This window comes from Streptomyces sp. DvalAA-14 (assembly GCF_900091855.1).
Lineage (GTDB): Bacteria > Actinomycetota > Actinomycetes > Streptomycetales > Streptomycetaceae > Actinacidiphila.
In genome coordinates this window covers 1-24,051 of the sequence record NZ_FMCH01000155.1, presented here as the reverse complement: position 1 = coordinate 24,051, position 24,051 = coordinate 1, and the positions used below count along the sequence as shown (strand labels likewise).

The window sequence follows — 24,051 nt, the reverse complement described above, 5'->3', positions numbered from 1 at the left end:
ACCCCCGGGCAGAGCCCGGTCGGCTCCACCCTGGGGAGTAGCGGAGATCGCTCTGACGGCTGACCCCGCCACCCCTTCCGCTCCCTACGCTGGAGCATGTGCAGCGCATCTACGACTTCTTCCGGCGCCACCCGACGTGGGTCGACAGCTTCTGGGCTGTCGTCCTGCTCGGCGTCTGCGCCGTCTGGGTCGTGGTGGACCGGGGTCCCAGCCCGGAGACCAGCGCCGCCGCCGTGCTGTTCTCCTTCGCGCTCGCCACCGTCGTGGCGCTGCGCCGCCGCGCCCCGGAGCGGATGCTGCTGCTCGCCATCGGCACCGGTCTCGCCCAGCTCGCGCTGAACGTGCACACCAATCCGGGTGACGCCGCCTTCGTGGTGATCATCTACACCTGCGCGTCGAACGGCGCCCGCTGGTCCTCCCGCCTCGCGCTGGTCGCGGGCCTGGCGGCCGCCCCGGTGTCGATGCTCCGCTGGCCGCCGCACAACCGGGACTCCACGATCTGGACGACGCTGATCCAGACCTTCTTCCTCGCCGTCATCTTCGCCCTGTCCTGGGTGGTCGGCGACCGTCTGCGCACCCGCCGGGCGTATTACGCCGAGTTGGAGGAGCGCAACGCCCGGCTGAACCGGGAGCGCGAGGCCCAGTCCAAGGCGGCGGTGGCCGCCGAGCGGGCCCGGATCGCCCGGGAGCTGCACGACGTGGTCGCGCACAACGTCTCGGTGATGGTGGTCCAGGCCGACGGCGCCGCCTATGTGCTGGACGCCGCGCCCGACCAGGCCAAGCAGGCGCTGGCCACCATTTCCACCACCGGCCGCCAGGCGCTGGCCGAGATGCGCCGCCTGCTCGGCCTGCTGCGGGCCGGTGACGACGCGGGCGGCGAGTACGTACCGCAGCCGGGGGTGGACCAGCTGGGCGACCTCATCGACCAGGTGCGCGGCGCGGGCCTGCCGGTACGGTTCGAGGTGGCCGGCGACGCCCGCCCGCTGTCCAGCGGTGTCGAGCTGACCGCCTACCGCATCGTGCAGGAGGCGCTGACGAACGTCCGCAAGCACGGCGGCGACGGGGCCAGCGCGAGTGTGCAGCTGGGCTTTCGGGACGCCGCGCTCGACCTGCTGATCGAGGACGACGGCCGCGGCGCCCGGCACGAGCTGTACCAGCAGGGCGGCCGGGACGGCCTCGGCCAGGGGCTGATCGGCATGCGGGAACGGATCGGCATGGTGGGCGGCACCCTGGACGCCGGGCCCCGGCCGGGCGGCGGCTTCCGGATCAGCGCCGTACTCCCGTTGAAGCCCGGCCGGTGACCGGCGCCCGGCCGGTGCGCCCGGTCCGTCCTGCCCCCGACTCCGCCGAACCACCCGATCAGAAGGGCCCCCGAGAAGATGGCCATCCGCGTCATGCTCGTCGACGACCAGGCACTGCTGCGCACCGGCTTCCGGATGGTGCTGAACGCCCAGCCGGACATGGAGGTGGTGGCCGAGGCCGGTGACGGCGCGGCGGCGATCGAGGTGCTGCGCTCCACCCGGGTGGACGTGGTGCTGATGGATGTCCGGATGCCCCGGATGGACGGCGTGGAGGCCACCCGCCGGATCTGCGGCGGCGAGCGGACGCCCGATGAGGGCGATCCGCGGGTGCTGATCCTGACCACCTTCGACCTGGACGAGTACGCCTTCGCCGCGCTCAAGGCGGGCGCGAGCGGCTTCATGCTCAAAGACGTCCCGCCGGACGAACTGCTGGCGGCGATCCGGGCCGTGCACAGCGGGGACGCGGTGGTCGCGCCGTCCACCACCCGCCGGCTGCTGGACCGCTTCACGCCGATGCTGCCGAGCTCGGGCACCGACGACCGGCACATCGAGATCGACCGGCTCACCGACCGCGAGCGCGAGGTGCTGCTGCTGGTCGCCCAGGGCCTGTCGAACGGGGAGATCGCCCGGAAGCTGGTGCTGTCCGAGGCGACCGTGAAGACGCATGTGGGCCGCATCCTCACCAAGCTGCAGCTGCGCGACCGGGTGCAGGCGGTGGTGCTCGCCTACGAGTCGGGGCTGATCAGGGCCGGCGGCGGCTCGCGCTGAGGCGTACCGGCGCGCCGGCCGGCGCTGGTGCCGGGACCGGACGGGTCCTCAGCACGAGGAGGCCGTCCCCACCGCAACCGCCGCCCGGTGATCGCGCAGCACCAGCTCCAGCAGTCCCGGGAAGCGCGAGTCGAACTCCGTCCACCGCAGCCGGTTGAAGCGCTTCGGCCCGATGTCCCGCTGCTCGACCAGGCCGGCCGCGCGCAGGGCGGCGAAGTGGTGGCTGAGTGCCGCCTTGCCGACCGGGACGTCGAAGGAGCCGCAGGAGCGCTCCCATTCCGCCGATGCGGCCAGGTCGCGGACCAGTTTGATCCGCACCGGGTCGGCGAGCGCGGCCAGCGCGGTGATCAGGGGTACGTCGTCGGGGTGGGTGTGTTCAGGGGGGTACCGATGCGCGCGGGGCGGGGCCACGACGTCCTCCGGGGGAAAGCGCGGGCGGCTGCGGATACGAGCGGGGCATTACCTGTTGCGGAGTGTTCGATGAAAACCATACAGTCCTGAGTGTTCGGTTTCCATTGAACTAGTTTTTCATTGAACAGAACAGCCCAGGGGGAGCACCACATGCGCGCCATCGTCTTCGAAGAGTTCGGCGGTCCCGAGGTACTCAAGGCTGTCGACGTGACCGCGCCCGAACCGGGCCCCGGCGAGATCACCATCGCCGTCGCCTACGCCGGGGTGAACTTCGCCGACATCAAGGCCCGCGCGGACGGCTACCGGGTGGACGCCCTGCCCTTCCGCCCCGGCCTCGAAGTCTCCGGGCGGATACGGGCGGTCGGCGCGGACGTCACCGGCTTCACCCCCGGCCAGGAGGTCGCCGCCTTCCTCAGCGGCGGCGGTTACGCCGAAACGGTGCTCGCCCCGGCCGCCGCCGTCTTCGCGATCCCGGACGGCCTGTCGCTGCGGACCGGCGCCACCCTGCCCAGCGTGCTGCCCACCGCCTACGCGCTGCTGCACGAGGTGGCCCGGCTGCGCGAGGGCGACACCGTCCTCGTCCAGGGCGCGGCCGGCGGGGTCGGCACCGTCGCCGGCCAACTCGCCCGGATGGGGGGCGCGTCCGCCGTCTACGGCGTGGTGTCCTCCTTCGACAAGGCCGAGCACGCCCTCAAGTCCGGCTACGACCAGGTCTTCCTGGCGGACACCTTCGACCGGGACGTCCGCCGGGTCACCGGGGGCCGCGGTGTGGACATCGCACTGGACCCGGTGGGCGGCGAGACCTTCCAGCGCACCCTGGCCGTGCTCGGCCGGTTCGGCCGGCTGGTCTCCTTCGGCAACACCGGCTCGGACGCCCCCTGGCAGATCGGTCCCGACGACACGTATCCGCTCGGCGCCTCGGTGGCCGGTTTCTCCCTGCTCACCATGGCCGCCGCCGACCCCCAGCGGCTGCGCGAACTGGCCGAGAAGGCGTTCGGCGCCGTCACCGAGGGCGGCGTGGAGCTGCCGGTGAGCGCCGAGTTCGAGCTGGCCGACGCGGCCTCGGCCCACCGGCTGGTCGAGTCCCGGACGAGCACCGGCAAGCTGCTGCTGCGGATCTGAGCCGCGTCAGGCGGTGGCGAGGTGGTGGGCGAGGTGGCGGGCGAAGGAGCCCGCCGCGTCCCGGACGTCCTGCTCGGTCCACTCCAGCGCGTCGGCCGCGACCGTCACCTCGATCATCGACAGGCCGGGCAGCCCCGGTGCCCGGAACTGCCCGCGGCCGAAGAGGCTGACCCGGTCCTGCTCGGCCTGCCGCACCGACGCCTCGTTCAGGGCCTCGGCCGGGTAGGGCAGCCACAGCTGGAACTGGTGGGTGTGCGGACGCTCCGGGTGGACGCGGGGCCAGTCCAGCCCGGCCTCGGCGAAGCCCTCGCGCAGCGCCCGGGCCACCGGCTCGGCGTGCGCCACGTAGGAGGGCAGCCGGGGCAGCTCGTCCCGCAGCCCGGCCAGGGCGGACAGCGCGGTCGGGTACTGCTGGAAGAGCAGGCCGCCGTAGCGGTGCCGCCAGGCCTTGGCCTCGGCGATCACCTCGGCGGAGGCGCCGAGCGCGGCGCCGGAGACGCCCTCCAGCGACTTGTAGAAGCTCACATAGACGCTGTCCGCGAGGCCGGCGATCTCCGCCAGCGGCTTGCCGAAGTGCGACGGGCACTCCCACAGCCGCGCGCCGTCGAAGTGCACCACCGCGTCCCGCTCGCGGGCCGCGGCCACGGTCGCCACCAGCTCGTCCCAGGTCGGCAGCACGAACCCGGCGTCCCGCAGCGGCAGTTCCACCATGAGCGTGCCGAAGGGCTCCTCGAAGGCCCGTATCTCCTCGGCGTTCGCCATCCGCGGCTCCCGGGTCGGATACACCGTCCGCAGCCCGCTGACGACCCCCAGCGCGCCCCGCTCGTGCACCTCCGGGTGGGCAAGCGGGTGCAGAGCGACCACGTCGCTCCCGGTCCGCCCCGCCCAGGACCGCAGCGCGACCTGCTGCGCCATCGTGCCGGTCGGGAAGAACGCGGCGTCCTGCGTGCCGAGCTGCGCGGCCACCTGCCGCTCGACCTCGGCGACCAGCCCGTCCCCGTAGACATCCGGCAGGTCGTCGGCCCCGGCGAACTCCGCCGCCACCGCCGCCAGCCGCGCCATCGCCTCCCGCACCCCGGGCCGCCCCCGCCCGCCGAGCACCCGCGCACATCCGCGCACCGCGGCGACCCGCCGCGCCGTCTCCTGATCCTTTTCCATCCCCCGATCCTCCCCCTGACCTGTGACACCACCCCCGCCGGGGTCCACCCGCGCGATCAGGCGGCCGGCAGCCGGTGCCCGGCCCGGGGGTCAGCCCGCGCGGCGGTGGTTGGCGCGGGTGGCGGCGGAGCGGCTGCGCTTTTCGATGTACATCCGCTGGTCGGCGCTGTGCAGGACTTCCTCGGCGGTCATGCCGCAGCCGGCCCAGCCGATGCCGAAGCTGGCGCCGACCCGGACCGCGCGGCCGTCGACGCGGATGGGCGGGATGATCGCGTTGCGCAGCCGGACGGCGAGGTCGGCCGCGTCGGTGGGGGCCAAGTGGTCGGCGAGGACTACGAATTCGTCGCCGCCGAGGCGGGCCACCGTGTCGCCGTCGCGGACGGCGGCGGTGAGGCGGCGGGCGACTTCGATGAGGACGGCGTCGCCGGTGTGGTGGCCGAAGCGGTCGTTGATGGACTTGAAGCCGTCGAGGTCGCAGAACAGGACCGCGAGCCCCTTGCTCGCGCCGTCCTCGGCTGTCTCGTCCGGCGCCACCGCGTGGACGTGGGAGTCCAAGGTGCCCAGCGGGGAGGCCAGTTCGTCGGGCCCGTAGCCGTAGCTGAAGGCGAACTCGTCGACGTCCTCGGTCGGTTCGGCCAGGGCGGCGGTGTCGTTGGCGTCGCGGTCCTGCGGGCGGGCGCACAGCCGGGACGACAGCCGCGACCGCAGCTCGGCGCTGTTGGGCAGGCCGGTGAGCGAGTCGTGGCTGGCGCGGTGGGCCAGTTGCAGCTCCCGGCTCTTGCGCTCCTCGATGTCCTCGACGTGGGTGAGCAGGAAGCGCGGCCCGTCGGCGGTGTCGGCCACCACCGAGTTGCGCAGGCTGACCCACACATAGGTGCCGTCCCGCCGGGCCAGCCGCAGTTCGGCCCGGCCGCCCTCGGCGGAGGTGCGCAGCAGCAGGCCGACGTCCTCGGGGTACACCAGGTCCGAGAAGGAGTAGCGCCGCATGGTGGACGCCGAGCGCCCCAGCAGCCGGCACAGCGCGTCATTGGCGCGCAGCAGCTTGCCGTGCTGGTCGCCGCCCATCTCGGCGATCGCCATGCCGCTGGGCGCGTACTCGAAGGCCTGCCGGAAGCTCTCCTCGCTGGCCCGCAGCGCCTGCTGATCGCGTTCCAGCCGCACCAGCGCGCGCTGCATGTTGGCGCGCAGCCGGGCGTTGCTGATCGCGATGCCGGCCTGGAAGGCGTACATCTGGAGCGCCTCGCAGCCCCACGGCCCCGGGTGCCGGCCGCTGACCGGCCGGTCGACGGAGATCACGCCGATCAGCTCGCTGCCGACGGTCTGCGAGGAGTGCATGGGGGCGTAGAGGCGGTCGCCGGGGTGCCATTCGTCGGGGAAGCGCGGCAGCGGGCCCTCGGTGTGCCACTGCGGCACGTCGTCGTCGATCAGCACCCAGCCCTCGGTGTGCGGGATGAACCGCAGCGACCCCCAGCGCTCGCCCATGGTCAGCCGGCGCTCCCAGGACGCCCGGGAGCCCGCGCGGCCGAGCAGCAGCGCCTCGCCGGCCGCGCTGCCGGCGAACGCGGCCACCACGAGGTCGCCGTCGGGACGGACCAGGTTGACCGCGGCCAGCTCGTAGCCCAAGCCGCGGACGATGCCGTCGGCGACGGCCTGCAGGGTGTCGGCGAGACTGCGCGCGGTGTTGAGATCCGCCACGACCTGATGCAGCTGACGCAGGGTCGCGAGACGGACGTACGGCTCCGACTCGGTGTCCATGCCCCTCCCCACGCCTTCGACAGCGACTCCTAGGTGGTGCGGTTCCGATCCTCGTCCCGGCTGTGCACGGTGTAATTCACAGTCTTCCAATTACACCGCAACTGAATCACAGCGAGCTGTCCGTTCGGTACACAGGGTCAACGATTCCTGCTGCTTGTGACTCAAGTCACACCATCATGTAGTCACTTGAGCACGGACCGTAGAACCCCGCTCCCGGAACGGGCGGTCCTAGGACCCGCTCGTCCGCCGGCTGCGACCGAAGCCCGATGCCCGCCTCCCCCGCCGACCCGTACCGTGAAGAGCGTGCTTCGAACTCCACCGGAACGGCATCCTGGGACCACCATGGGTCAGACCGTCTCCACCGACGACTTCCGCGCCGCCATGACCCGCCTCGCCGCGGGTGTGGTCCTCATCACCGCGTACGACCCCGACGACGGGCCGCGCGGCGAGGATGTCGGCATGACCGCCACCGCCTTCATGTCGGTGTCCCTCGAACCACCGCTGGTGCTGGTGAGCGTACGCGTCGGCTCACGGATGGACGAACTGCTCGAACGCCAGCCGCGCTGGGCGGTGTCGGTGCTCAGCGAGAGCCAGCGGCACATCGCCGGCCGGTTCGCGATGCGCGGCCGGATCAGCGACCGGCTGCTGTTCGAGGACGTGGCCTACTACCGGGGCGAGCAGACGAACGCGCCGATCCTGGGCGGGGCGCTGGCGATACTCGAGTGCGAGACCGAGCAGCTGGTGACGGCCGGTGATCACACCCTGGTCGTCGGCCGGGTCCTGACGGCGCGCACACCGAGCGCCGAGGGCGGGCCGCTGACGTACTTCCGGGGCCGATACCGCTATCTGAGCTGACGGCGGACCGGCCGGGCACGAGCCGAAGAAACGATTCGGCTTCAGTCCCAGCCGCCTCCGCTACGACCTCGCTTGGTCTGGCTGCGCTGCTTCTTCACCCGCAGCCGGCGCTCATTGATGCCGCGCGGGATCTTCGTCGGGCGGCGGGCCTTCGGCGGCGGGGCGGTGGCCTGGGCGAGGATCGCCGTCAAGCGCGTCACGGCGGCCTCCCGGTTGCGCCACTGGGAGCGGTGCTCGGAGGCCTTCACGGTCAGCACGCCGTCAGCGGTCAGCCGGCCGGCCAGCCGCTCCAGGGCGCGCTCCTTCCACACCGGCGGCAGCGACTCGGTGGCCGCCAGGTCGAAGCGCAACTCCACCTGGCTGTCACTGGTGTTCACATGCTGTCCACCGGGGCCGGACGACCTGGAGAAACGCCAGACCAGCTCGGCCTCCGGCACGGAGACCGAACCACGGATGATCAAAGGTCCGGACATACCTCCATGATCCCGCTTCCCGGCCGCCACGTCACGGGAATTTCGGCGGTGAAAGGCACTCGGGGGGCACTCGGAGACGCCCGGACGGCACCGCGGAGCAAGCTCGCCCCGCCGCGAGGGAACCACCGCGTCCCCGGTCCGCGTTCTGACGAATGACGGTACTTTCGTCGGCAACACCTACGACCACAAAAGGGGACTTCCCATGGCGGTAAGCCTGTCCAAGGGCGGCAACGTCTCACTCACCAAAGAGGCGCCCGGCCTGACGGCCGTGACGGTCGGCCTCGGCTGGGACGTCCGGACGACCACCGGCACGGACTTCGACCTCGACGCGAGCGCCATCGCCGTCAACGCCACCGGGAAGGTCTACTCGGACGGCCACTTCGTCTTCTTCAACAACAAGCAGAGCCCCGACCAGACCATCGTGCACACCGGTGACAACCGCACCGGCGAGGGCGAGGGCGACGACGAGCAGATCAACGTCAACCTCGCGGCCCTGCCGGCCGACGTCGACAAGATCGTCTTCCCGGTCTCCATCTACGACGCCGAGGCCCGCAGCCAGAACTTCGGCCAGGTCCGCAACGCCTACATCCGCATCATCAACCAGGCCGGCGGCGCCGAGATCGCCCGCTACGACCTGAGCGAGGACGCCGCCGTCGAGACCGCCATGGTCTTCGGCGAGCTGTACCGCAACGGCGCGGAGTGGAAGTTCCGCGCGGTCGGCCAGGGCTACGCGTCCGGCCTGGTAGGTATCGCCACCGACTTCGGCGTCACCCTCTGAGCCTTCCGGGGCCACCGGCCCGCTGACGGCCCCCGCTCCCGAGGTCCTCGGAGCGGGGGCCGTCCGCTTCCCCCGCCGCTCCCCTCTTCCCCCGCCCCCGCTTCCCCCGCCCGGCCCGCGTGCATGCCCGCTGCCGCCTCCCGGCGCGGCCCCGCCACGCCGTCTGGCAGCATCACCCGGGTGATCGACCTCGGATACGCCCTGTCCCGCCGCTTTCCCGACCCGCCGCAGACCGACTACCGGCGGGCCGACGTGCGGGCGCTGCGGCACGACCTGTTCTCCGGGGACGTCTATCTGGCCGAGGGCGAGCGGGAACTGTCCACAGCCTGGGGATGGGTGCCGGTGCTGGACTTCGCCTGGGCGCTGTGCGACATCGTGGAGCGGCTGGACAGCGATCCGCGCGGCAGCAGGGCGTCCCGCCCCCAGCACGCCGAGTTCGACTTCACCGAGTCCACCGACCGGCTCCGCTTCGTACGGCGCTTCGGGCATGTCGACGTGATCGCCGACTGGCTGCCGCCGGACGAGGCGCGGCTCACCCTGCACCACGGCGAGCTGCGCCGCGAGGCCCGCGATTTCCTGCACGATCTCACCGCCGACCTCACCGACCTGCACGAGGGCCTGGACGGCAATGCGGTGATCTGGGACCTGCTGGCCCGCTTCCCGCGGCTGTGAGGCCGCTCCCGGGGCCGGCCGGGTCCCGCCGCCGACCGTGTTCGCCCAGAGCGAACACCGGCGGCGAACACCGACGGCGGACCCCGTGGCGGACCGAGCGCGGACCCGGCGCGGACCCGGCAGCGGCGGCCCACCCGCGGGCCGCACACCGCCCGCGACACCGCCCGCGACACCGTCCACGACCCGCCCGCGACCCCGCCACACGCCGGGCGGAGCGCTGATGAGACACCCGCTTGGGAACTCCTTTACGCTCCCGGAGAGTTCTCAAAGCGCAATCGAACCCCGTCGAGGAGAGACCCGCCATGGCCCTGTGGGACCGCTTCAAGGAATCCGCCCAAGGCATGCAGACCCAGCTCACCGCCAAGAAGAACGATCTCAAGAGCGGCGCCTTCCGCGACGCCAGCATGGCCATGTGCGCCCTGGTGGCCGCCGCCGACGGCACGGTGGACCCCGCCGAGCGGCAGCGCGTCGCCACCTTGATCGGCAGCAACGACGTCCTGCAGAATTTCCCGGCCCTGGACCTCCAGCGCCGCTTCGACGACTACCTGAACAAGCTCACCGCCGACTTCGACTTCGGCAAGGTGGCGATCCTGCAGGAGATCGCCAAGGCGAAGAAGAAGCCCACCGAGGCGCGGGCCGTGATCCAGATCGGTATCGTCATCGGCGGCGCGGACGGCAATTTCGACAAGTCCGAGCAGGCAGTGGTGCGCGAGGCGTGCTTCGCGGTGGGCCTGAACCCCGCGGAGTTCGACCTGTGAGCCCTTTGATTCCTTGAGCGGTGTGTCCGGAGGGGCCGTCCGATGCAGGACGACGACGAAATACCTGCACTGGCGCTCTACCAGGTGCTGCGCGCCCGCGGCACGGCCGCCTCGGAGGCGGAGCTGGGCAAGGCCGCCGGTCTGGACCGGGATCAGGCCGAGCGCGGCCGGCGGCGGCTGCAGCGGCTCGGCCTGATCCGGTTCGAGGACGACGTCCTCGAACCGGTGGACCCGGACACCGCGCTGACCCGGACGATGAGCGCCTACCGCGCCAGCGTCGCCGAGCAGCTGCGCACCTCGACCGACCTGCAGGAGCTGACCGACTCGCTGCTCACCGTCTACCGCCCGGCGGTCGCCCGGGAGGCGTCCCTGGTCGAGGTGGAGTACCTCACCGAGCGGCGGAAGAAGGACCGGCTGCTGCGCGAGCTGGACAGTACGGTCCGGCACACCTCCGACTCGATCCACCCCGGTCCGGTGGCGGCGCCGGTCGCCGTCCTGGACGCGTCGGCGCGCCAGGACGAGGCGATGATCCGCCGGGGCGTCCGCAACCGGACGATCTACTCGCAGTCCGCGGTCCAGGTGCCGGCGTTCAACCGTCACCTGCGGGACCTGTCGGCCGTGGGCGTTGAGGTGCGGCTGATCGACCACGCGCCCTACGACCTGATCATCTACGACGGGCAGGTGGCCGTCTTCCGGGGCGGTCCGCTGGTGCCCGGCGGCGCCCCCACCGCGATCGTCGTCCGCGGTTCGGCCCTGATCGAGGGCCAGACCGCGGTGTTCGAGGACTTGTGGCTGCGCGCGGTGCCCTACGTACGGGACGCGCCCACCGGCGCCGAGACCGAACTGACCTCGCAGGAGCAGGTGGTGATCCGGCTGCTGGCCGGCGGGCTGAGCGACGATCAGATCGCGCGCCGGCTGGGCGTGAGCCGGCGTACCGTCCAGCGCGCGGTGACCAAGTTGATGGAGCGCCTCGGCGCGAGCAGCCGCTTCGAGGCCGGCCTCAAGCTCGCCCAGGACCCCGAGTTCGCCCGGTCCCGCGGAAAGATGGTGTGAGCGGGGCGACAGGGGCGGCCGTCTCGTCGCTCCGGGTGGGTGGGGACCGACGGGCCGTGCCGGTCCCCACCCTCCGCCGAATGGCTCCCCCCCGGGAAACCGGGCGAGCGTGCCGGTTGCTGCCATCGGCGGAACCCGAGCGCGGCGACTCGGGGGAGCCGCGTCCGGGCGCACCTCGCGGTGCTGCGGCATCCCCCGTCAGATGACTGCCACCTGCGTTTCTGCCGCTCCAGATAAGTACCGGACAACGTCCCCCGCCGACTAGCGGGTTTCCTTCCGGCCGGGGCTTCACCGGCTGCCGAACAGCCTCGCGAGCTGCGGGTTTTCCACGGCCGGGCGACCGCTGTCCAAAAAGCGACACGTCCCGATCTGGACACGCGGTCCGCCCGGGCGGCCCCCCGGCCACGCGTGGGTGACGATCGGGCGCCGCGCTCGTTGGCGTCGGTGACGCCCCGTCGGATCCCGGGTGCGGACAGGGTTGACGGGACATGACAACGGTGTCTCAATGGTCCGAACCAGCCCGCATCCCGGAGGGTAGGTGGCCCGTGCGGACGTCATGGCTGTTGTCCTTGCTGCTGGCAGGCGGGCTGCTGGCCGTGAGCGCGCCGGGGGCCGCCGCCGCCCGGCCCGGAGAAGACGCCGGCTCCGCGCGCGCCGCCGTCACCGGCCCCGTGTGCGCGCTGTACTGCGACACCCGTGACCCGTCGCTGGCCGCGCAGGAGACCTTCCCGGTGCCGACCGTGAACGACAACGGCCGGCTCGTGGAACTGCATGTTTCCGACACCGACGGCATGGCGTGGGCCAGTGTCGACAACGGGCGGCCCGACGACTCGGTGTGGATCGACCGCTCCTGGGACGGCGGTTCCACCTGGGACGGACTGCTGGGCAAGGCGAGCATCCCGTCCACCTGGACCGGCACCCGCACCCTCATGTACAACCTCTACGACCCGGCCAACCACCGCCGCGCCGTGCTGCGCGCCTGCGCTGACGCGCAGGGCGTGGCCTGTACGAGCTGGGCCCACCGGGACGTCTGCGCGGCCCGCTGCGACGGCGCGGACCCCGCTACGGGCACCGGCGACGTCCAGCCGGTGCCGTCGGCCACCCTGGCCGGCCGGACGTTCGCCCTGCACATCGACGACGCCGGCATGGCCTGGGCGACCCTTTCCGGCGGCGCCGCGGGCGACGAGATCTGGCTCGACCGGTCCTGGGACGGCGGCAGCAGCTGGCCCGACGGCTCTTCCGAGGGCCGCACCGCCGTGCCCGCCGGGGCCACCGCCACCCGCACCGTGAAGATCAACACCGACGATGCGCTCGGCCGCCTGTACGGCGGCGCAGTCCGCGCGTGCGGTCGGGCCGTGGCGGGCCAGAACGGCAGCTGTACGGCGTGGGCGAGGCCACCCGCCCCCCGCGACGCCGTCGCGGCCGACGCGCTGATGTACTCCTACGACCCGAACACCGCGTACTGGCCGTCCAGTTGGTGGAACTCCGCGGTCGCCCTGGCCACCGTGATCGACTACATGCGCCAGACCGGTGACACCCGCTGGCTGTGGACGGTCGGCCGTACCTTCGACATCGACAAGGCCGCCTTCCCGGCCGGCGCCCGCAGTTCGGACCCGATCGAGGGCGACTTCATCAGCCGGTCGACGGACGACTCCGAGTGGTGGGCGCTCACCTGGATCGACGCCTACGACCTGACGCACGACAGCCGCTACCTCAACGAGGCGGTGACGATCGCCGACTACGTCTACGGCCTGTGGGACACCAGTACCTGCGGCGGCGGAGTCTGGTGGGACCGCGAGCGCACGTACAAGAACGCGGTGACCAACGCCCTGTTCGTACGGCTCACCGCCGAACTCCACAACCGCATCCCGTCGGACACCGCCTGGCTCAGCCGGGCGACCACCGCGTGGCGCTGGTTCACCGGCAGCGGTCTGATCGACAGCGCCGGCCTGGTGAACGACGGACTCACCTCGGCGTGCGCCAACAACGGCCAGCAGGTGTGGAGTTACAACCAGGGCCTGGCGATCGGCGCCGGCGTCGAGATCTGGCGGGCCACCGGCGACAGCACCGCCCTCGCCACCGCCCGCCGGCTGGCCGACGCGGCCACCGGCTCGCCCGTCCTGGTCACCAACGGCGTGCTGACCGAATCCTGCGACGCCCTGTCGGCGAGCTGCGACGACAACGCGGAACAGTTCAAGGGCGTCTTCATGCGCTATCTGCAGGACCTGGACCGGGTCACCGGCGATGCCTACGGCGCCTTCGCCGGCGCCCAGGCCGCCGCCATCTGGTCCGCCGACCGCACGTCCCTCAACCAGCTCGGCGAGCGCTGGTCCGGCCAGGGCACCGCCCAGCACCCGGACACCGCGGACTGGCGCACCCAGGCGTCCGCGCTCAGCGCCCTGCTGGCGGCCGGCTGAGGATGCGGCCGGCCCGCGGGTGCGGCTGCCCGGCCGCGCGCGGGACGAGAGCGTCGGCCGCCCCGTCCCGGGGGCACGGACCGGTTCCGATGGCCTGCCGAGGGTCGCGGAAGTACGCCTCCTGGAACCCGCGGAGCAGTAATGTGCGTCGACGCCTACGACGCGCGTGGATGCGCGGCGACGGCTCCCCGCCCCGGACGGACGCACCGGCGAACGTGCGCGCGGACGTACCGGAGTTGGGACGAGGGCCGTCGGGGGTCCGCGAGGGGGACGGCACACGATGGACGACAACGACGGCTCCGGAAGACCCGCGAGCGGCGGGCCGGGCGACAACGGCGCGGAGGGCGCCGCGCCTTGGGTGGTCCCCGGCTACCGCCATGAGCGGGAGCTGGGCGCGGGCGCCTCGGGGCTCGTGGTACTGGCCCGGCACGAGGCGACGGGCACGCCGGTGGCCATCAAGTACCTGGCCGGGAAGTTCGGCCGGGACGAAGGCTTCCGGCAGGCGTTCCGCGGCGAGGCCCAGTTATTGGGCGGCCTCGACTCCCCCTATATCGCCCGCTTCTACGAGTACGTCGAGGACGGCCCGGACGCGGCCATCGTGATGGAGCTGGTCGACGGCATCGCGCTGAGCACGCTGCTGCGCCAGGAAGGCGCCACCGACCCGGAACCCGCCCTCGCCGTCCTGAAGGGCTCGCTGCTGGGCCTGGCCGCCGCGCACGCGTCCGGCGTCGTCCACCGCGACTACAAGCCCGCGAACGTCCTGGTCGCCACCGACGGCGTGTCCAAACTGGTGGACTTCGGCATCGCGGTACGCAGCGGCGAAAGCGCCGGGGTCGCGGGCACACCCTCGTACATGGCCCCGGAGCAGTGGGCGGGCGGTCCCGCCACCCCGGCCACCGATGTCTACGCGGCCACCGCCACCTTCTTCGAGTGCCTGACCGGCACCAAGCCGTATCCCGGCTCGACCCTGTTCGAACTCGCCGTCCAGCACGCCGAAGCACCGATCCCCAACGAGCAAGTACCAGAACCGGTACGCCCGTTGATCCGCCGCGGCCTGGCCAAGACCCCGCCCGAACGCCCGCAGAGCGCGGCCGAGTTCGTCGCCGAACTGCAGGCGGTCGCCACCGCGGCGTACGGCGAGGACTGGGAGGAACGCGGGCAGCGCAAACTCGCCGCCCTGGTGGCCCTGTTGCCGCTGCTGCTGCCCTTCGGCGCCGGCACCGCCTCGGGAACGACCGCCTTGGCGCACACCCGGCTGGGCCCGGGAGCGGGCGGCGGAGCCGAGGTCGGGGCCTTCGCGGGCGCGGTGTCGGCCCGCGGCGCCCTTCGCGGAACCCGCTTGGGCCGGCGCGGCAAACTGCTGGTCGGGGCGGTGGTCGGCGTCCTGCTCGCGTCCGGGCTGGTGGCCACGGCAGTGGCGTCCGGCGGCCGCGGCCCCGCACCGCCGCGGCCGCCGCGACGCCCTCCGCGCTGACCTCGCTGATCTCGGGGACGCCCGTCGCGGTCACCACCGCGCCGTCGACCGGCGGTTCGCCGTCGGTGTCGGCCTCGGCGTCCGGGTCGGCGTCCGCGTCCGCGTCCGCCGGTGCTTCTGCTTCTGCTTCTGCTTCGGTGAGCGCCTCGACGACCGGCCCGGCGACGACGGGCGCCACCACGACGGGGCCCGGCGCCCCCGCCGGGCCCGGGGGGACCGCGGGCGGCACGGCCGGTGGAACCTCGGGCGGCGCAAGCGCCGGCGGTACGGGCGGCGGTGGTCCCACGGCGACCGGCACGGCCACCTCGCCGACCGGGACGACCCCGCCGCCGCCGACGACGAACCCGCCCCCACCGCCGCCCACCCTGGATGTGCTCTCCGTGTCCATCAGCGGCTTCGGGTGCAGCAAGAGCCTCAGCTACACCACCGTGGCGACGGTGACCGTGCAGACCGACGGCGCCGCGACCGGCACCCTGCTGCTGTCCTGGTACCACGGCAACAGCAGGACACCGCAGACCTCCACGACGGTGGCGACCGAGTCGGTGCCGCTCACCAAGGGCCAGACGTCCTTCTCGGGCCAGTACTCGCACTACTACGGCGGTGACGACACCACGGCCGACTGGGGTCTGACCGTCTCCACGAAGCCGCCCGCGGACTCCGGGAACGGCTCCTTCCAGGTGACTCCGCGCTGCGGCGCGATCATCACCTGACCCGACCGTCCGCCAGGGAAGACACCCATGCCGCCCATGCCGCCCACACCGAACGACGACGACCCCCGCCTGCGCTTCTCCCGGCAGCCCGCGCGCCCGCCGAGCCCGGATCAGCCCGCCCCGCCCCCAGCGCCCGACGAAGCGACCGTCCGGTTCGGGACCACCGGCCCCATCGCCGGCTCCTCGGCCGACCGCGCCGCCGGGACACCGGAGACCACCGTCCGACTGGGCGGCGCCGCGGGCAGCGGTGATCCGGACGCCGGCACCGTGCTCGACCCGGACGTGTGGCCCAGCCAGGCCCCGTACGGCGCCGCACCGGCCGCGGGCGCCTCCGCCGCGGGCGCCTCTGCCGCGGGCGCCCCCTCCGTGGGCGCGACGGCCAGCACCGGCGGTCTGCGTCGCTTCGGACCGGGCGTGCCGGGCCCCGACACCTCCGCCGGGACCGCGCACACCGCCGCCGTCTGGCACGGCACCGTACGGCCGGGCGAGCCGGTCCTGTCGCCCGGCGGGGGCAAGGGCCGGGGACGGCGGGCGCTGCGCGGCTGGCTGCTGCCGGTCGTGGTGCTGCTCGCGGTACTGGCGTTCCTGGCCTGGCAGCGCTTCCCGGCGTCGGTACGGGTGGACGGCGTGGCGGTCCGCGACAGCGCCGCGGTCCAGGGCTGCCACAGCACGGCCGAGGTCATCGGAACCCTGCGCACCAGCGGCGGCGCCGGAACGGTCCGCTACCGGTGGCGGCGCAGCGACGGCACGGTGTCCGACGAGCTGAAGCAGCACGTGGCGAAGGGCCACCGCAGCACCGACGTGACCCTGCTCTGGACGTTCGACGGCCCCGGCTCGCTCACCGCGACCGCCACCCTCGAGGTGCTCGGGCCGCAGCAGCGGTCGGCGTCCGCCACCTTCCCGTACCGCTGCGACTGACCTCACGGCCGGCGGACACGGCGCGGCCGACCGGGCGGGCTGGCGCGTCGGCCGACGGGGGCGCCGTGGGCGGGGCTACAGGAGGTGCAGCTGCTCGGGAGACAGGCCGGCGGCGTCCTCGATCTCCCGCGGGTCGGCGCCCTGCGCCAGGGCGGCCGCGACCTCGGCCCGCAGATCGTCGGCGGCGGCGCGCCGCGCACCCTCGGCTTCCTCGTAGCGCTGGGCTGCGAGTTCGACTTTCGCTGTGTCCACCCGCCCATAGTGCCACCCGGGCGGCGGCCGTCCGGGCAGCGGACGGCGTGGCGCCCGCGCGTCATCAGCGGTTGCGGCAAGGACCGACGAGCGTAGATTTGTGGCGTCGGGCCCCTCGGAGTTCGACGAAAGCATCACTCGAAACCGTCACCCGAAACCGTTACCGGCATTGGCGTGTGCCACTGACGGGGCGGTACGGCCCCGAGAGGTTCCCTATGAGGCTGCTGATCGTGGGTGCCGGCGCCACGGGCGGTTTCTTCGGAGTGAAACTCGCACGAGCCGGCCGGGACGTCACCTTTCTCGTCCACCCCGAGCGGGTCGCGGATCTGCGGAAGAACGGGCTGCGCCTCACCGGAATTCTCGGCGACGAGCGGATCGATCCGCAATTGACGACGGCCGCCGATCTCGACAGCCCCTACGACGTGATTCTGCTGGCGGTAAAAGCCACCGCATTGGCCCAGTCCATGGACGACATCGCACCGGCGGTCGGCCCGGACACCGCGATCCTGCCGATCCTGAACGGGATCAGCCACCTCGATCAGCTCAATGACCGATTCGGCAAGGACAAGGTACTGGGCGGCGTGGCCGTACTGGCCACGTCCGCCGAGCGGGCGGGCGAGATCAACGTCCTCACCTCCGACGCGAAACTGACCGCCGGCGATCAGGACGGCGCCAGCACGCCCCGTACGGAGCGGGTGCGGGAATTGTTCGGCGGCGCGGGATTCGAATTCGCCGTCACCGACGCCATCCTGGCCGCGATGTGGAGCAAATGGGTCTTCATCGCCAGCACGACCGCGGTCACCTGCCTCATGCGCGGCACCATCGGCGACGTCAACTCCGTCCCCGGCGGATTCGCCTGGAGCCGATCCGTTCTCGCCGAGGCGGCCGCCGTCGCGGAAGCCGCTAATTTCCCCGTCGGCAAAGCGGAATTCATGTCCTACCAGGCCACCCTCACCGAGCCCGGCTCGTCCTATGCGCCGTCCTTCTACCGTGACCTGGTGAAAGGCCGCCCGATCGAGGTCGAACACGTCCTGGGCGATTTCAGCAGGCGCGCGGCGGCTCTTGCCGTCGGCACGCCTTTCCTGGACCTGGCGACGATGAATCTGCGGGTGTACGAGCAGCGCCGGGAGCAGTCCCGGCGCTGACCGGAGGGGGCAGCGCCGGGTGGGCCCGGAGCACAAGGGGTCCCCCCTCCATCGCCGGCCTTCCGCCGGCGGCCGTTACCCGTGCCCCTGCGCGGCCCGGACCGCAACAAGCCCCCACCGTTGTCGACTTCCCCTCGGTGGCCGGTTGCCCGCGCAGTTCCGCCCCCAGACTCCGTCCGGAGGTACCCCCAGCGCCCCTGCGGGGCCCGGACCGTCCGCAGGTCCGCTCCTAGACTCCGGCCGGCGGCTTCGTCCGCAACAAGCCCCCACCATCGCCGACTTCCCCCCGGTGGCCGGTTGCCCGCGCAGTTCCTCGCGCCTCTACGGGGCCCGGACCACCCGCAGGTCCGCCCCCAGACTCCGGCCGGGAGTACCCCGGACACCCCCCCGAGCCACCGGCGGCCGCACAGGCCATCACCCGCACCGGCTGATTGCGCGACTGTCGCGGCCGCCGCTCGGAGGGCGGCGGGCTCGGCGGTGGCCTGGCCGGCCGCACCCGGCCAATGGTCGGGCTTCCGCGCCCCGGATCGGCGGATGACGCCCGGGATCGTGTGTCCGCGCGTCACCGACAACGCGTCACGTGCCGCGGGGACGTGATCAAGGCCACACAACCGCCCCGCGGGCCGCTTCGTCACGAGTGCCATCGGAACTCTCCGCGTCACGGCGCGGAAAGTCGTGCGCGGCAAGAAAGTTGAGGGCACGTGAGGATACGCGGACGGATAGGAATCAAGACGGTGTCAACCGGCCCGCTGGCCAGGGTGGTCGGGGTGGCCGTGCTGGCGGCGGGCTCGCTGCTGGCGGCCGGTGTCGGGTCGTCCTCGGCGGTGGCCGACGGGCCGTCACCCGCGGCGCCGCCCGCGGGCACCGCGCTGGCGACGGGGACGGCCAACTCCGGGGAGAGCGTGGCCCGGGTGCGCCAGGAGGTGACCAGCGGGACGCTGCTGGCGCACCACGGCGTTCGCGAGGTCTGCCCGCGCTGCGACGCGCGGATCGTCACCGAGAGCGCTGGCAAGGACACCCCGCTGCGGTCGGCCGCGCCGGCCGGTTACGGCCCCGCCGACCTGCAGGCGGCGTTCGGGCTGCCGGCCGCGTCCAGCAGTACCCGGACCATCGCGATCATCGACGCCGGCGTCTACCCGACGCTGGCGAAGGACCTGGCCACGTACCGCAAGACGTTCGGGCTGCCCGCCTGCACCACCGCCTCCGGCTGTCTGACGCTGGAGAACTACACCGGCGGCAGGCAGCCGGCCCCGCAGAAGGGCGCGCAGGGCGCGTACCTCGAGGAGGAGGTGGCCGTCGAGACCGCGCTCGACGTCGACATGGCGTCCGCGGCCTGCCCGTCCTGCCATCTGCTGGAGATCTCCGTCCCCTGGCAGGACGCCCAGGACGACAACGACGTCTCCACCAGCGACTTCGCCACCGCCGTGAACACCGCGGTGGCCGCCAAGGCGTCGGCGATCAGCATGAGTTACGGCTACAGCGCGGATGTCCAGAACACGCACGGCACCAGCCTGACCGCCCTGCACCACCAGGGCGTCGCGATCACCGCGTCCACCGGCGACTCCGGTTTCAACGGCGGGATCCACCAGTCCTGGCCGTCCGACCTGCCGTCGGTGATCAGCGTGGGCGGCATCACCCTGCCCACCACCGGCGCGGCGAGCGCCTGGTACGCCGCCGGCAGTGGCTGCGAGACCGCTTTCCGTGCCGCCACCGGCCAGCCGGCCGCCGTCACCGCGGCCTGCGGCGGGCACCGCGCGGCCGCCGACATCTCCGCCGTCGCCGACCCCGCGACCGGCGTCGCGGTCCGCGACACGTACGCGCCGAGCAGCGGCGAGCCCAACAACTGGATCGTGGTCGGCGGCACCAGCGCGTCCGCGCCCTACGTGGCCGGGCTGTTCGCCCGCGCCGGGCACCTGTCCGGCGTCGACGGCCCGAAGAGCCTCTACAGCGCGCCGAACACCGACTTCACGGACATCACGAGCGGCAACAACGAGTCGTACCACCAGTGCGCTTCCTACCCGGGCGTCAGTGCCTCGCTGTGCACCGCGGGACCGGGCTGGGACGGGCCGACCGGCCTCGGCGTCCCGCACGGCCTCGGCGCGTTCTGACCCGGCCGGCCCGGCGACCTGGGCCGGCCCCCGTATCGACCAGACCTGTTTCGTGTCACGGAGAGGAATTCCCATGCGTCGTACGACTCGCGCCGCGGCGGTCGGCGCGGCAGCAGCCGCGCTCCTGCTGAGCGGCACGGCGGTGGCCAGTGCCACCATCGGCAAGGCGTCCCCCGGCAGCGTCTCCGCCAACGCCTCCACCAGTAAGGCGTCCTCCGCCGCCGCCCGCCCCTGCGGTGTCGACGACATCGCGTTCTACTTCGGCGGCTTCAGCGAGGGCACCGGCCATCGCAGCTTCGATCTGACCCTGCTGGCCCACGACGGCATCACCTGCACCCTCAAGGACACCCCGCTGGTGACGGTGGCCGGCCCGCCGGACCAGACGAAGCCGATCCCGCTGACGGTCAACGGCCGCGGCGGCACCCTGGTGCTGCGGCCCGACTCGCCGCTGCACGCCACCGTGCAGTACAGCATCCCGGACCTGCCCGACGACAAGCTGCAGGTCAGCTCGCTGACGCTGGCGATGCCCGACCACACCTCCCGCAGCACGTACTTCGGCGTCCCCGGCCCCGTCGACATCTACGACGGAGGCATCTCGATCACCTCCTGGACGACCGGAATCGGTCTGGGCGAGGGCGAGGAGGCCTTCTAGCAGCCTTGAGGAAGCCCCTGCGGGGCGCCCACCCCGCCCGGGCCGTCCCCGGTCGACCGGACCGGCCGTCCGCAGTGCGTGCGGGCGCCGGTCCGGCCCCGTCCGTTCACGCGGGCGAGCCGGGCAGGACCCGCACCGGCCAGTCCACCTCGATGTCCGACAGCACGTTGAAGTAGTTGGTGAGCACGTTCAGCGCGACGTGCCCCACGACCTCGGCGATCTCCTCGTCGCTGGCTCCCGCCTGCCGCGCGGCGTCCAGCGCCCCGGATCCGACGCGCCCCCGGTCGCGTACCACCGCTCGGGCGAGGGCGAGCAGCGCGGCGGTGTGCGGATCGTCCGACGTGGCCCGGCGGGCCAGCTCGAGTTCCGTGGCCGGCAGTTTCAGCAGGTGCCCGCCGACGTAGGTGTGCGCGGACAGGCAGTACGAGCAGCCGTTGGACTCGGCGACGGTGAGCGCCAGCCGTTCCCGGACACCGGCGGCGAGGCTACCGGTGGCCAGCGCTCCGCTCAGGGCGAGGTAACCCCGCAGCAGGGCCGGGCTGTTGGCCATGGCCCGGACCATGTTGGGGGTCCCGCCCAGTGCCTTGCCGGCTGCGGCGAGCTGGGTCGCGGCCTCGCCGGTGGCGGTGTCGGGGTCGATGACAGGGAGGTTGGACATGGTGGGCTCCAGGTTCGGGTTCGGGTTCGGGTTCGGGTTCGCGTTCGATGCGGTCCGGCTTGGGGGCCGGGTCGGCGCCGGTCGGGGGGTTCGATCCCCCGGGTGTCGGCAGCGAGCCAGCAACGGGTGGCGCACCAGCCGGTCCACGTATGCGCAGGTCACGGCGGGTCGCCAGATCAGTAGAACGCCGTCGGCGGCCCGCTTCCAGACCCGCTGGACCATCTCCTGCGTTCGCATGAGAAAACGGTGCGCCCGTGCCCGCCCTCGCCCGGTGAGTGCCTCCGGTGTTCCGGTGAACGGCCGATCCGCGCGGGAGCCCCGCCGCGTTCTCCTGATGCCTGTCAACGAACGAAGCCCAGCGTCGCGGCGGCTGCCGCAACCGGTGGGCATCATCAGCACAGGAGATCAGCCATGAAGTCGATCAAGCCGGCCAAGTCAGCGAAGTCAGCGAAGTCAGCGCAAGCAGCGACGTCAGCGAAGTCAGCGAAGTCAGCGACGAAGAAGTGGGCCCTGTCGGCAGCGGCCGCCGCGGGCGCCGCGGCGCTGCTGTCCGGAGTGCTCGTCACCACGGCGTCCGCGCACGACTCGGCGCCCGGCTCCGCCCCGGCGGTGGCCCGGCAGCAGGCCAAGCCGACCGTCGTCCTCGTCCACGGCGCCTTCGAGGACACCTCGGGCTGGAGCGGCGTGACCAGCAGGCTCCAGCGGGCCGGCTATCCGGTGGTCGTCCCGGCCGTACCGCTGCGCGGGGTGGCCTCCGACGCCACCTACCTGGAGAACCTGCTCAAGACGATCCCGGGCCCGCTGGTCCTGGCCGGCCACTCCTACGGCGGCGCGCTCATCGGTGAGGTGGCGGCGCACAACTCGAACGTCAAGGCGCTGGTCTACGCGGCCGCGTTCATCCCGCAGGCCGGCGAGACGATCGGCGCGCTGAACGCCCAGTTCCCCGGCAGCCTGCTCGGTCCCGACACCTCCTACACCGTCGACAACGGCAACGGCAGCGACCTGTACATCAAGGCCTCGTCCTTCCGTGACGTGTTCGCCGCGGACCGCCCCGCCGCGCAGGCCGCCGTGACCGCTGCCGGGCAACGCCCCATCGACGCCTCCGCCTTCACCGAGACGATCACCGGCGCCGCCCCGGCGGACATCCCCAAGTACGCCATCGTGGCCGATCAGGACCACGCCATCGCGCCCGCCGCCGAGCAGTTCGAGGCCACGCGGGCCGGCGCCACCGTCTACCACGTCCGTTCCTCGCACGACGTGGCCGTCTCCCACCCCGGCACCGTCACCTCCGTCATCGAACGTGCCGCGACCCAGCTCCGCTGATGAGCGCTCCCGCCGCCGGCCCCGCGCCCCTCAGCGCGGCGCCGGCGGCCCGGCGCCAGGCCCTTCGGCGCCAAGTCCTTCGGCGCCAGGATGCTCGGCGCGGGGGTGCTCGGTGCCAAAGCCTTCGGTGCCCCGCCGCAGGACGAGCTTCGCGAGCTGCACCCGGGAATGCACGTCCAACTTGCTGAAGGCCGCCTGGAGATGCGTGCTGACCGTGCTCGGCGCGAGGACGAGTTCCGCCGCCGCCGAGCGGTTGCTGTGGCCGTCGGCGACGAGCAGGGCCACTCGTCGCTCCATCTCGGTGAGCGCTTCCCAGCCCCCTGCCGGGCGTTCCTGGGCCGCCGGCCAGCGGCGCCTGCGGACACCCGCCGCCTGCAGGATCCGCTGGACCCGGCTCGCGGCCGAGGACGCCCCGACCTCGGCGAAGACATCCCGTGCCTCGTCCAGGGCGGCGACCGCGGTCTGCCGGTCGCCGTCGGCGAGTTCCCGCCGGCCGAACTCCTCCAGGGCGTGTGCCAGCAGCAGTTTCCGCGGGGTCGGGCGCAGCATCTCCACCGCGGTGCCCAGGTCTCTGGCGGTACGTCCGCCGGCGATCAGCGCGGCGGCCTGGAGGCCGGCCGCCGCGGGCGCCCCGGCGGCCAGTTCGGCCAGCCGCTCGCCGGCCGCCCGCAGCAGCGCGGTGTCGTCCGCGCGCCGCGCCGAACAGGCCGCCTGTACCAGGAGCTGATCCGGCCAGGGCACCCACCCGGTGGCCTCGGACGCCGGCGCTCCCAGCAGCCGTACCAGCGCGGCGGCACCTCGCGGTCCGCCCTCGGCGTCGGTGAGCAGCGCACGGGCCACCGGCAGTGTCTCCCCGCGGGCCTCCACCGCCGACAGCTGGGTCCGTGCCTGTTCGCGGTCGCCACGCAGCAGCGCGACCTCCGCCAGGACGTGGCGCACATGCCGCTCGAAGGCGCGGTCGCCGACATCGTCCATCAGTCGCAGCGATCGCGCCGCGTGCCCGGCGGCTTCGTCGAGACGTCCCGCGCCCAGGCAGACCGACGCCCGTACCCAGGCCACCTGTGGGGCCTGCCAGAACTCGGGAACCGCGGGTCCCCCGGTGGTGCGTCCGACAGTTCGGCGAGGACTCCCTCGACGTCGTCCAACCGGGCCCGCGCCAGGAGGGCGCGCAGTTCGAGCTGTCCGGTGATGGGGGCGCCGGCCCGCCGGGCGATCGGGCGGCGGCTCCCGCGCCTCGGTGTAGGCGTGGTGCGCTGCCGCGTACCGGCCTTCGCGTTCGGCCTGGACGGC

Annotated in this window: 23 protein-coding genes; 16 read left to right on the top strand and 7 right to left on the bottom strand. The window is 73.0% G+C overall.

Annotated elements, in window-relative coordinates:
- Window positions 1-98: 98 nt before the first annotated feature.
- Entirely contained in the window at window positions 99-1,301 is a 1,203-nt protein-coding gene (locus GA0115240_RS07465; protein ID WP_093735866.1) for a sensor histidine kinase, read from the top strand.
- A gap of 78 nt (window positions 1,302-1,379) precedes the next feature.
- Entirely contained in the window at window positions 1,380-2,069 is a 690-nt protein-coding gene (locus tag GA0115240_RS07460) for a response regulator (protein WP_093735865.1), read from the top strand.
- A 48-nt stretch (window positions 2,070-2,117) separates the two neighbouring features.
- Here the strand turns inward: GA0115240_RS07460 and GA0115240_RS07455 are convergent, their stop codons facing one another.
- Window positions 2,118-2,480 (bottom strand): ArsR/SmtB family transcription factor, encoded by a 363-nt coding sequence (locus GA0115240_RS07455; RefSeq protein WP_093735864.1) that lies wholly within the window; start codon window positions 2,478-2,480, stop codon window positions 2,118-2,120.
- 150 nt (window positions 2,481-2,630) lie between these two features.
- On the opposite strand from GA0115240_RS07455, the gene GA0115240_RS07450 reads away from it, so the two are divergent.
- On the top strand, window positions 2,631-3,602 hold the full coding sequence (locus tag GA0115240_RS07450) for a quinone oxidoreductase family protein (RefSeq protein ID WP_093735863.1): 972 nt from the start codon (window positions 2,631-2,633) through the stop codon (window positions 3,600-3,602).
- Between the two features lie 6 nt (window positions 3,603-3,608).
- Here GA0115240_RS07450 and GA0115240_RS07445 read toward each other — a convergent pair whose 3' ends face one another.
- A complete protein-coding gene (locus GA0115240_RS07445; protein ID WP_093735862.1) occupies window positions 3,609-4,760 on the bottom strand; it encodes a threonine aldolase family protein in 1,152 nt (383 codons plus the stop codon).
- 90 nt (window positions 4,761-4,850) lie between these two features.
- Window positions 4,851-6,515 (bottom strand): diguanylate cyclase CdgB, encoded by a 1,665-nt coding sequence (cdgB, locus tag GA0115240_RS07440; protein WP_093735861.1) that lies wholly within the window; start codon window positions 6,513-6,515, stop codon window positions 4,851-4,853.
- 342 nt (window positions 6,516-6,857) lie between these two features.
- Here cdgB and GA0115240_RS07435 point away from each other — a divergent pair, with 342 nt between their 5' ends.
- Window positions 6,858-7,370 carry a flavin reductase family protein gene (locus GA0115240_RS07435; RefSeq protein WP_093735860.1) on the top strand — a complete coding sequence of 171 codons (513 nt, stop codon included), beginning with the start codon at window positions 6,858-6,860 and terminating at the stop codon, window positions 7,368-7,370.
- Window positions 7,371-7,411: 41 nt separating this feature from the next.
- On the opposite strand, the gene arfB is transcribed toward GA0115240_RS07435, so the two are convergent.
- On the bottom strand, window positions 7,412-7,843 hold the full coding sequence (gene arfB / locus GA0115240_RS07430) for an alternative ribosome rescue aminoacyl-tRNA hydrolase ArfB (protein WP_093735859.1): 432 nt from the start codon (window positions 7,841-7,843) through the stop codon (window positions 7,412-7,414).
- Window positions 7,844-8,045: 202 nt separating this feature from the next.
- On the opposite strand from arfB, the gene GA0115240_RS07425 reads away from it, so the two are divergent.
- From GA0115240_RS07425 to GA0115240_RS07395, 8 genes are all read left to right on the top strand, one after another.
- Window positions 8,046-8,621: a TerD family protein gene (locus GA0115240_RS07425; RefSeq protein WP_093735858.1), complete on the top strand. Its 576-nt coding sequence runs from the start codon at window positions 8,046-8,048 to the stop codon at window positions 8,619-8,621.
- Between the two features lie 180 nt (window positions 8,622-8,801).
- Complete coding sequence (locus GA0115240_RS07420; RefSeq protein ID WP_093735868.1) at window positions 8,802-9,293, top strand: hypothetical protein; 492 nt, start codon at window positions 8,802-8,804, stop codon at window positions 9,291-9,293.
- Window positions 9,294-9,595: 302 nt separating this feature from the next.
- Entirely contained in the window at window positions 9,596-10,051 is a 456-nt protein-coding gene (locus GA0115240_RS07415; protein ID WP_093735857.1) for a tellurite resistance TerB family protein, read from the top strand.
- 42 nt (window positions 10,052-10,093) lie between these two features.
- Window positions 10,094-11,104 (top strand): helix-turn-helix transcriptional regulator, encoded by a 1,011-nt coding sequence (locus GA0115240_RS07410; RefSeq protein ID WP_093735856.1) that lies wholly within the window; start codon window positions 10,094-10,096, stop codon window positions 11,102-11,104.
- A gap of 545 nt (window positions 11,105-11,649) precedes the next feature.
- Window positions 11,650-13,521 carry a glycoside hydrolase family 76 protein gene (locus GA0115240_RS07405; RefSeq protein ID WP_256069595.1) on the top strand — a complete coding sequence of 624 codons (1,872 nt, stop codon included), beginning with the start codon at window positions 11,650-11,652 and terminating at the stop codon, window positions 13,519-13,521.
- Between the two features lie 280 nt (window positions 13,522-13,801).
- Window positions 13,802-14,995, top strand: coding sequence for a serine/threonine-protein kinase (locus GA0115240_RS35470; protein WP_107407111.1), 1,194 nt, complete (start codon window positions 13,802-13,804; stop codon window positions 14,993-14,995).
- A gap of 380 nt (window positions 14,996-15,375) precedes the next feature.
- Entirely contained in the window at window positions 15,376-15,705 is a 330-nt protein-coding gene (locus GA0115240_RS35465) for a hypothetical protein (RefSeq protein WP_141708757.1), read from the top strand.
- A 36-nt stretch (window positions 15,706-15,741) separates the two neighbouring features.
- Entirely contained in the window at window positions 15,742-16,623 is an 882-nt protein-coding gene (locus GA0115240_RS07395) for a hypothetical protein (protein WP_141708756.1), read from the top strand.
- A gap of 75 nt (window positions 16,624-16,698) precedes the next feature.
- Here GA0115240_RS07395 and GA0115240_RS36700 read toward each other — a convergent pair whose 3' ends face one another.
- Window positions 16,699-16,875, bottom strand: coding sequence for a hypothetical protein (locus tag GA0115240_RS36700; RefSeq protein ID WP_161302069.1), 177 nt, complete (start codon window positions 16,873-16,875; stop codon window positions 16,699-16,701).
- A 215-nt stretch (window positions 16,876-17,090) separates the two neighbouring features.
- Between GA0115240_RS36700 and GA0115240_RS07390 the strand changes: the two genes are divergently transcribed.
- The 3 genes from GA0115240_RS07390 to GA0115240_RS07380 all read left to right on the top strand — a co-directional run bounded on the left by GA0115240_RS07390 (window position 17,091) and on the right by GA0115240_RS07380 (window position 20,780).
- Window positions 17,091-18,020, top strand: coding sequence for a 2-dehydropantoate 2-reductase (locus GA0115240_RS07390; protein WP_093735853.1), 930 nt, complete (start codon window positions 17,091-17,093; stop codon window positions 18,018-18,020).
- 734 nt (window positions 18,021-18,754) lie between these two features.
- Window positions 18,755-20,128: a S53 family peptidase gene (locus GA0115240_RS07385; protein ID WP_093735852.1), complete on the top strand. Its 1,374-nt coding sequence runs from the start codon at window positions 18,755-18,757 to the stop codon at window positions 20,126-20,128.
- 73 nt (window positions 20,129-20,201) lie between these two features.
- Window positions 20,202-20,780, top strand: a complete 579-nt coding sequence (locus GA0115240_RS07380) for a DUF4232 domain-containing protein (protein WP_093735851.1) — start codon at window positions 20,202-20,204, stop codon at window positions 20,778-20,780.
- Window positions 20,781-20,886: 106 nt separating this feature from the next.
- On the opposite strand, the gene GA0115240_RS07375 is transcribed toward GA0115240_RS07380, so the two are convergent.
- Window positions 20,887-21,438 (bottom strand): carboxymuconolactone decarboxylase family protein, encoded by a 552-nt coding sequence (locus GA0115240_RS07375; protein WP_093735850.1) that lies wholly within the window; start codon window positions 21,436-21,438, stop codon window positions 20,887-20,889.
- A 411-nt stretch (window positions 21,439-21,849) separates the two neighbouring features.
- On the opposite strand from GA0115240_RS07375, the gene GA0115240_RS07370 reads away from it, so the two are divergent.
- The gene (locus tag GA0115240_RS07370; RefSeq protein ID WP_093735849.1) at window positions 21,850-22,761 is read left to right on the top strand and encodes an alpha/beta hydrolase; all 912 of its coding nucleotides are present in this window, start codon (window positions 21,850-21,852) and stop codon (window positions 22,759-22,761) included.
- 30 nt (window positions 22,762-22,791) lie between these two features.
- Here GA0115240_RS07370 and GA0115240_RS07365 read toward each other — a convergent pair whose 3' ends face one another.
- A complete protein-coding gene (locus tag GA0115240_RS07365; protein ID WP_256069594.1) occupies window positions 22,792-23,820 on the bottom strand; it encodes a helix-turn-helix transcriptional regulator in 1,029 nt (342 codons plus the stop codon).
- Window positions 23,821-24,051: the final 231 nt, after the last annotated feature.

Coding starts and splice junctions, on each gene's coding strand:
- GA0115240_RS07450 (WP_093735863.1), top strand. CDS start 2,631: ATGCGCGCCATCGTCTTCGAAGAGTTCGGCGGTCCCGAGGTACTCAAG.
- GA0115240_RS07425 (WP_093735858.1), top strand. CDS start 8,046: ATGGCGGTAAGCCTGTCCAAGGGCGGCAACGTCTCACTCACCAAAGAG.
- GA0115240_RS07390 (WP_093735853.1), top strand. CDS start 17,091: ATGAGGCTGCTGATCGTGGGTGCCGGCGCCACGGGCGGTTTCTTCGGA.
- arfB (WP_093735859.1), bottom strand. CDS start 7,843: ATGTCCGGACCTTTGATCATCCGTGGTTCGGTCTCCGTGCCGGAGGCC.
- GA0115240_RS07460 (WP_093735865.1), top strand. CDS start 1,380: ATGGCCATCCGCGTCATGCTCGTCGACGACCAGGCACTGCTGCGCACC.
- GA0115240_RS35470 (WP_107407111.1), top strand. CDS start 13,802: ATGGACGACAACGACGGCTCCGGAAGACCCGCGAGCGGCGGGCCGGGC.
- GA0115240_RS07445 (WP_093735862.1), bottom strand. CDS start 4,760: ATGGAAAAGGATCAGGAGACGGCGCGGCGGGTCGCCGCGGTGCGCGGA.
- GA0115240_RS07415 (WP_093735857.1), top strand. CDS start 9,596: ATGGCCCTGTGGGACCGCTTCAAGGAATCCGCCCAAGGCATGCAGACC.
- GA0115240_RS07375 (WP_093735850.1), bottom strand. CDS start 21,438: ATGTCCAACCTCCCTGTCATCGACCCCGACACCGCCACCGGCGAGGCC.
- GA0115240_RS07370 (WP_093735849.1), top strand. CDS start 21,850: ATGAAGTCGATCAAGCCGGCCAAGTCAGCGAAGTCAGCGAAGTCAGCG.
- GA0115240_RS07380 (WP_093735851.1), top strand. CDS start 20,202: ATGCGTCGTACGACTCGCGCCGCGGCGGTCGGCGCGGCAGCAGCCGCG.
- GA0115240_RS07395 (WP_141708756.1), top strand. CDS start 15,742: ATGCCGCCCACACCGAACGACGACGACCCCCGCCTGCGCTTCTCCCGG.
- cdgB (WP_093735861.1), bottom strand. CDS start 6,515: ATGGACACCGAGTCGGAGCCGTACGTCCGTCTCGCGACCCTGCGTCAG.
- GA0115240_RS07410 (WP_093735856.1), top strand. CDS start 10,094: ATGCAGGACGACGACGAAATACCTGCACTGGCGCTCTACCAGGTGCTG.
- GA0115240_RS07435 (WP_093735860.1), top strand. CDS start 6,858: ATGGGTCAGACCGTCTCCACCGACGACTTCCGCGCCGCCATGACCCGC.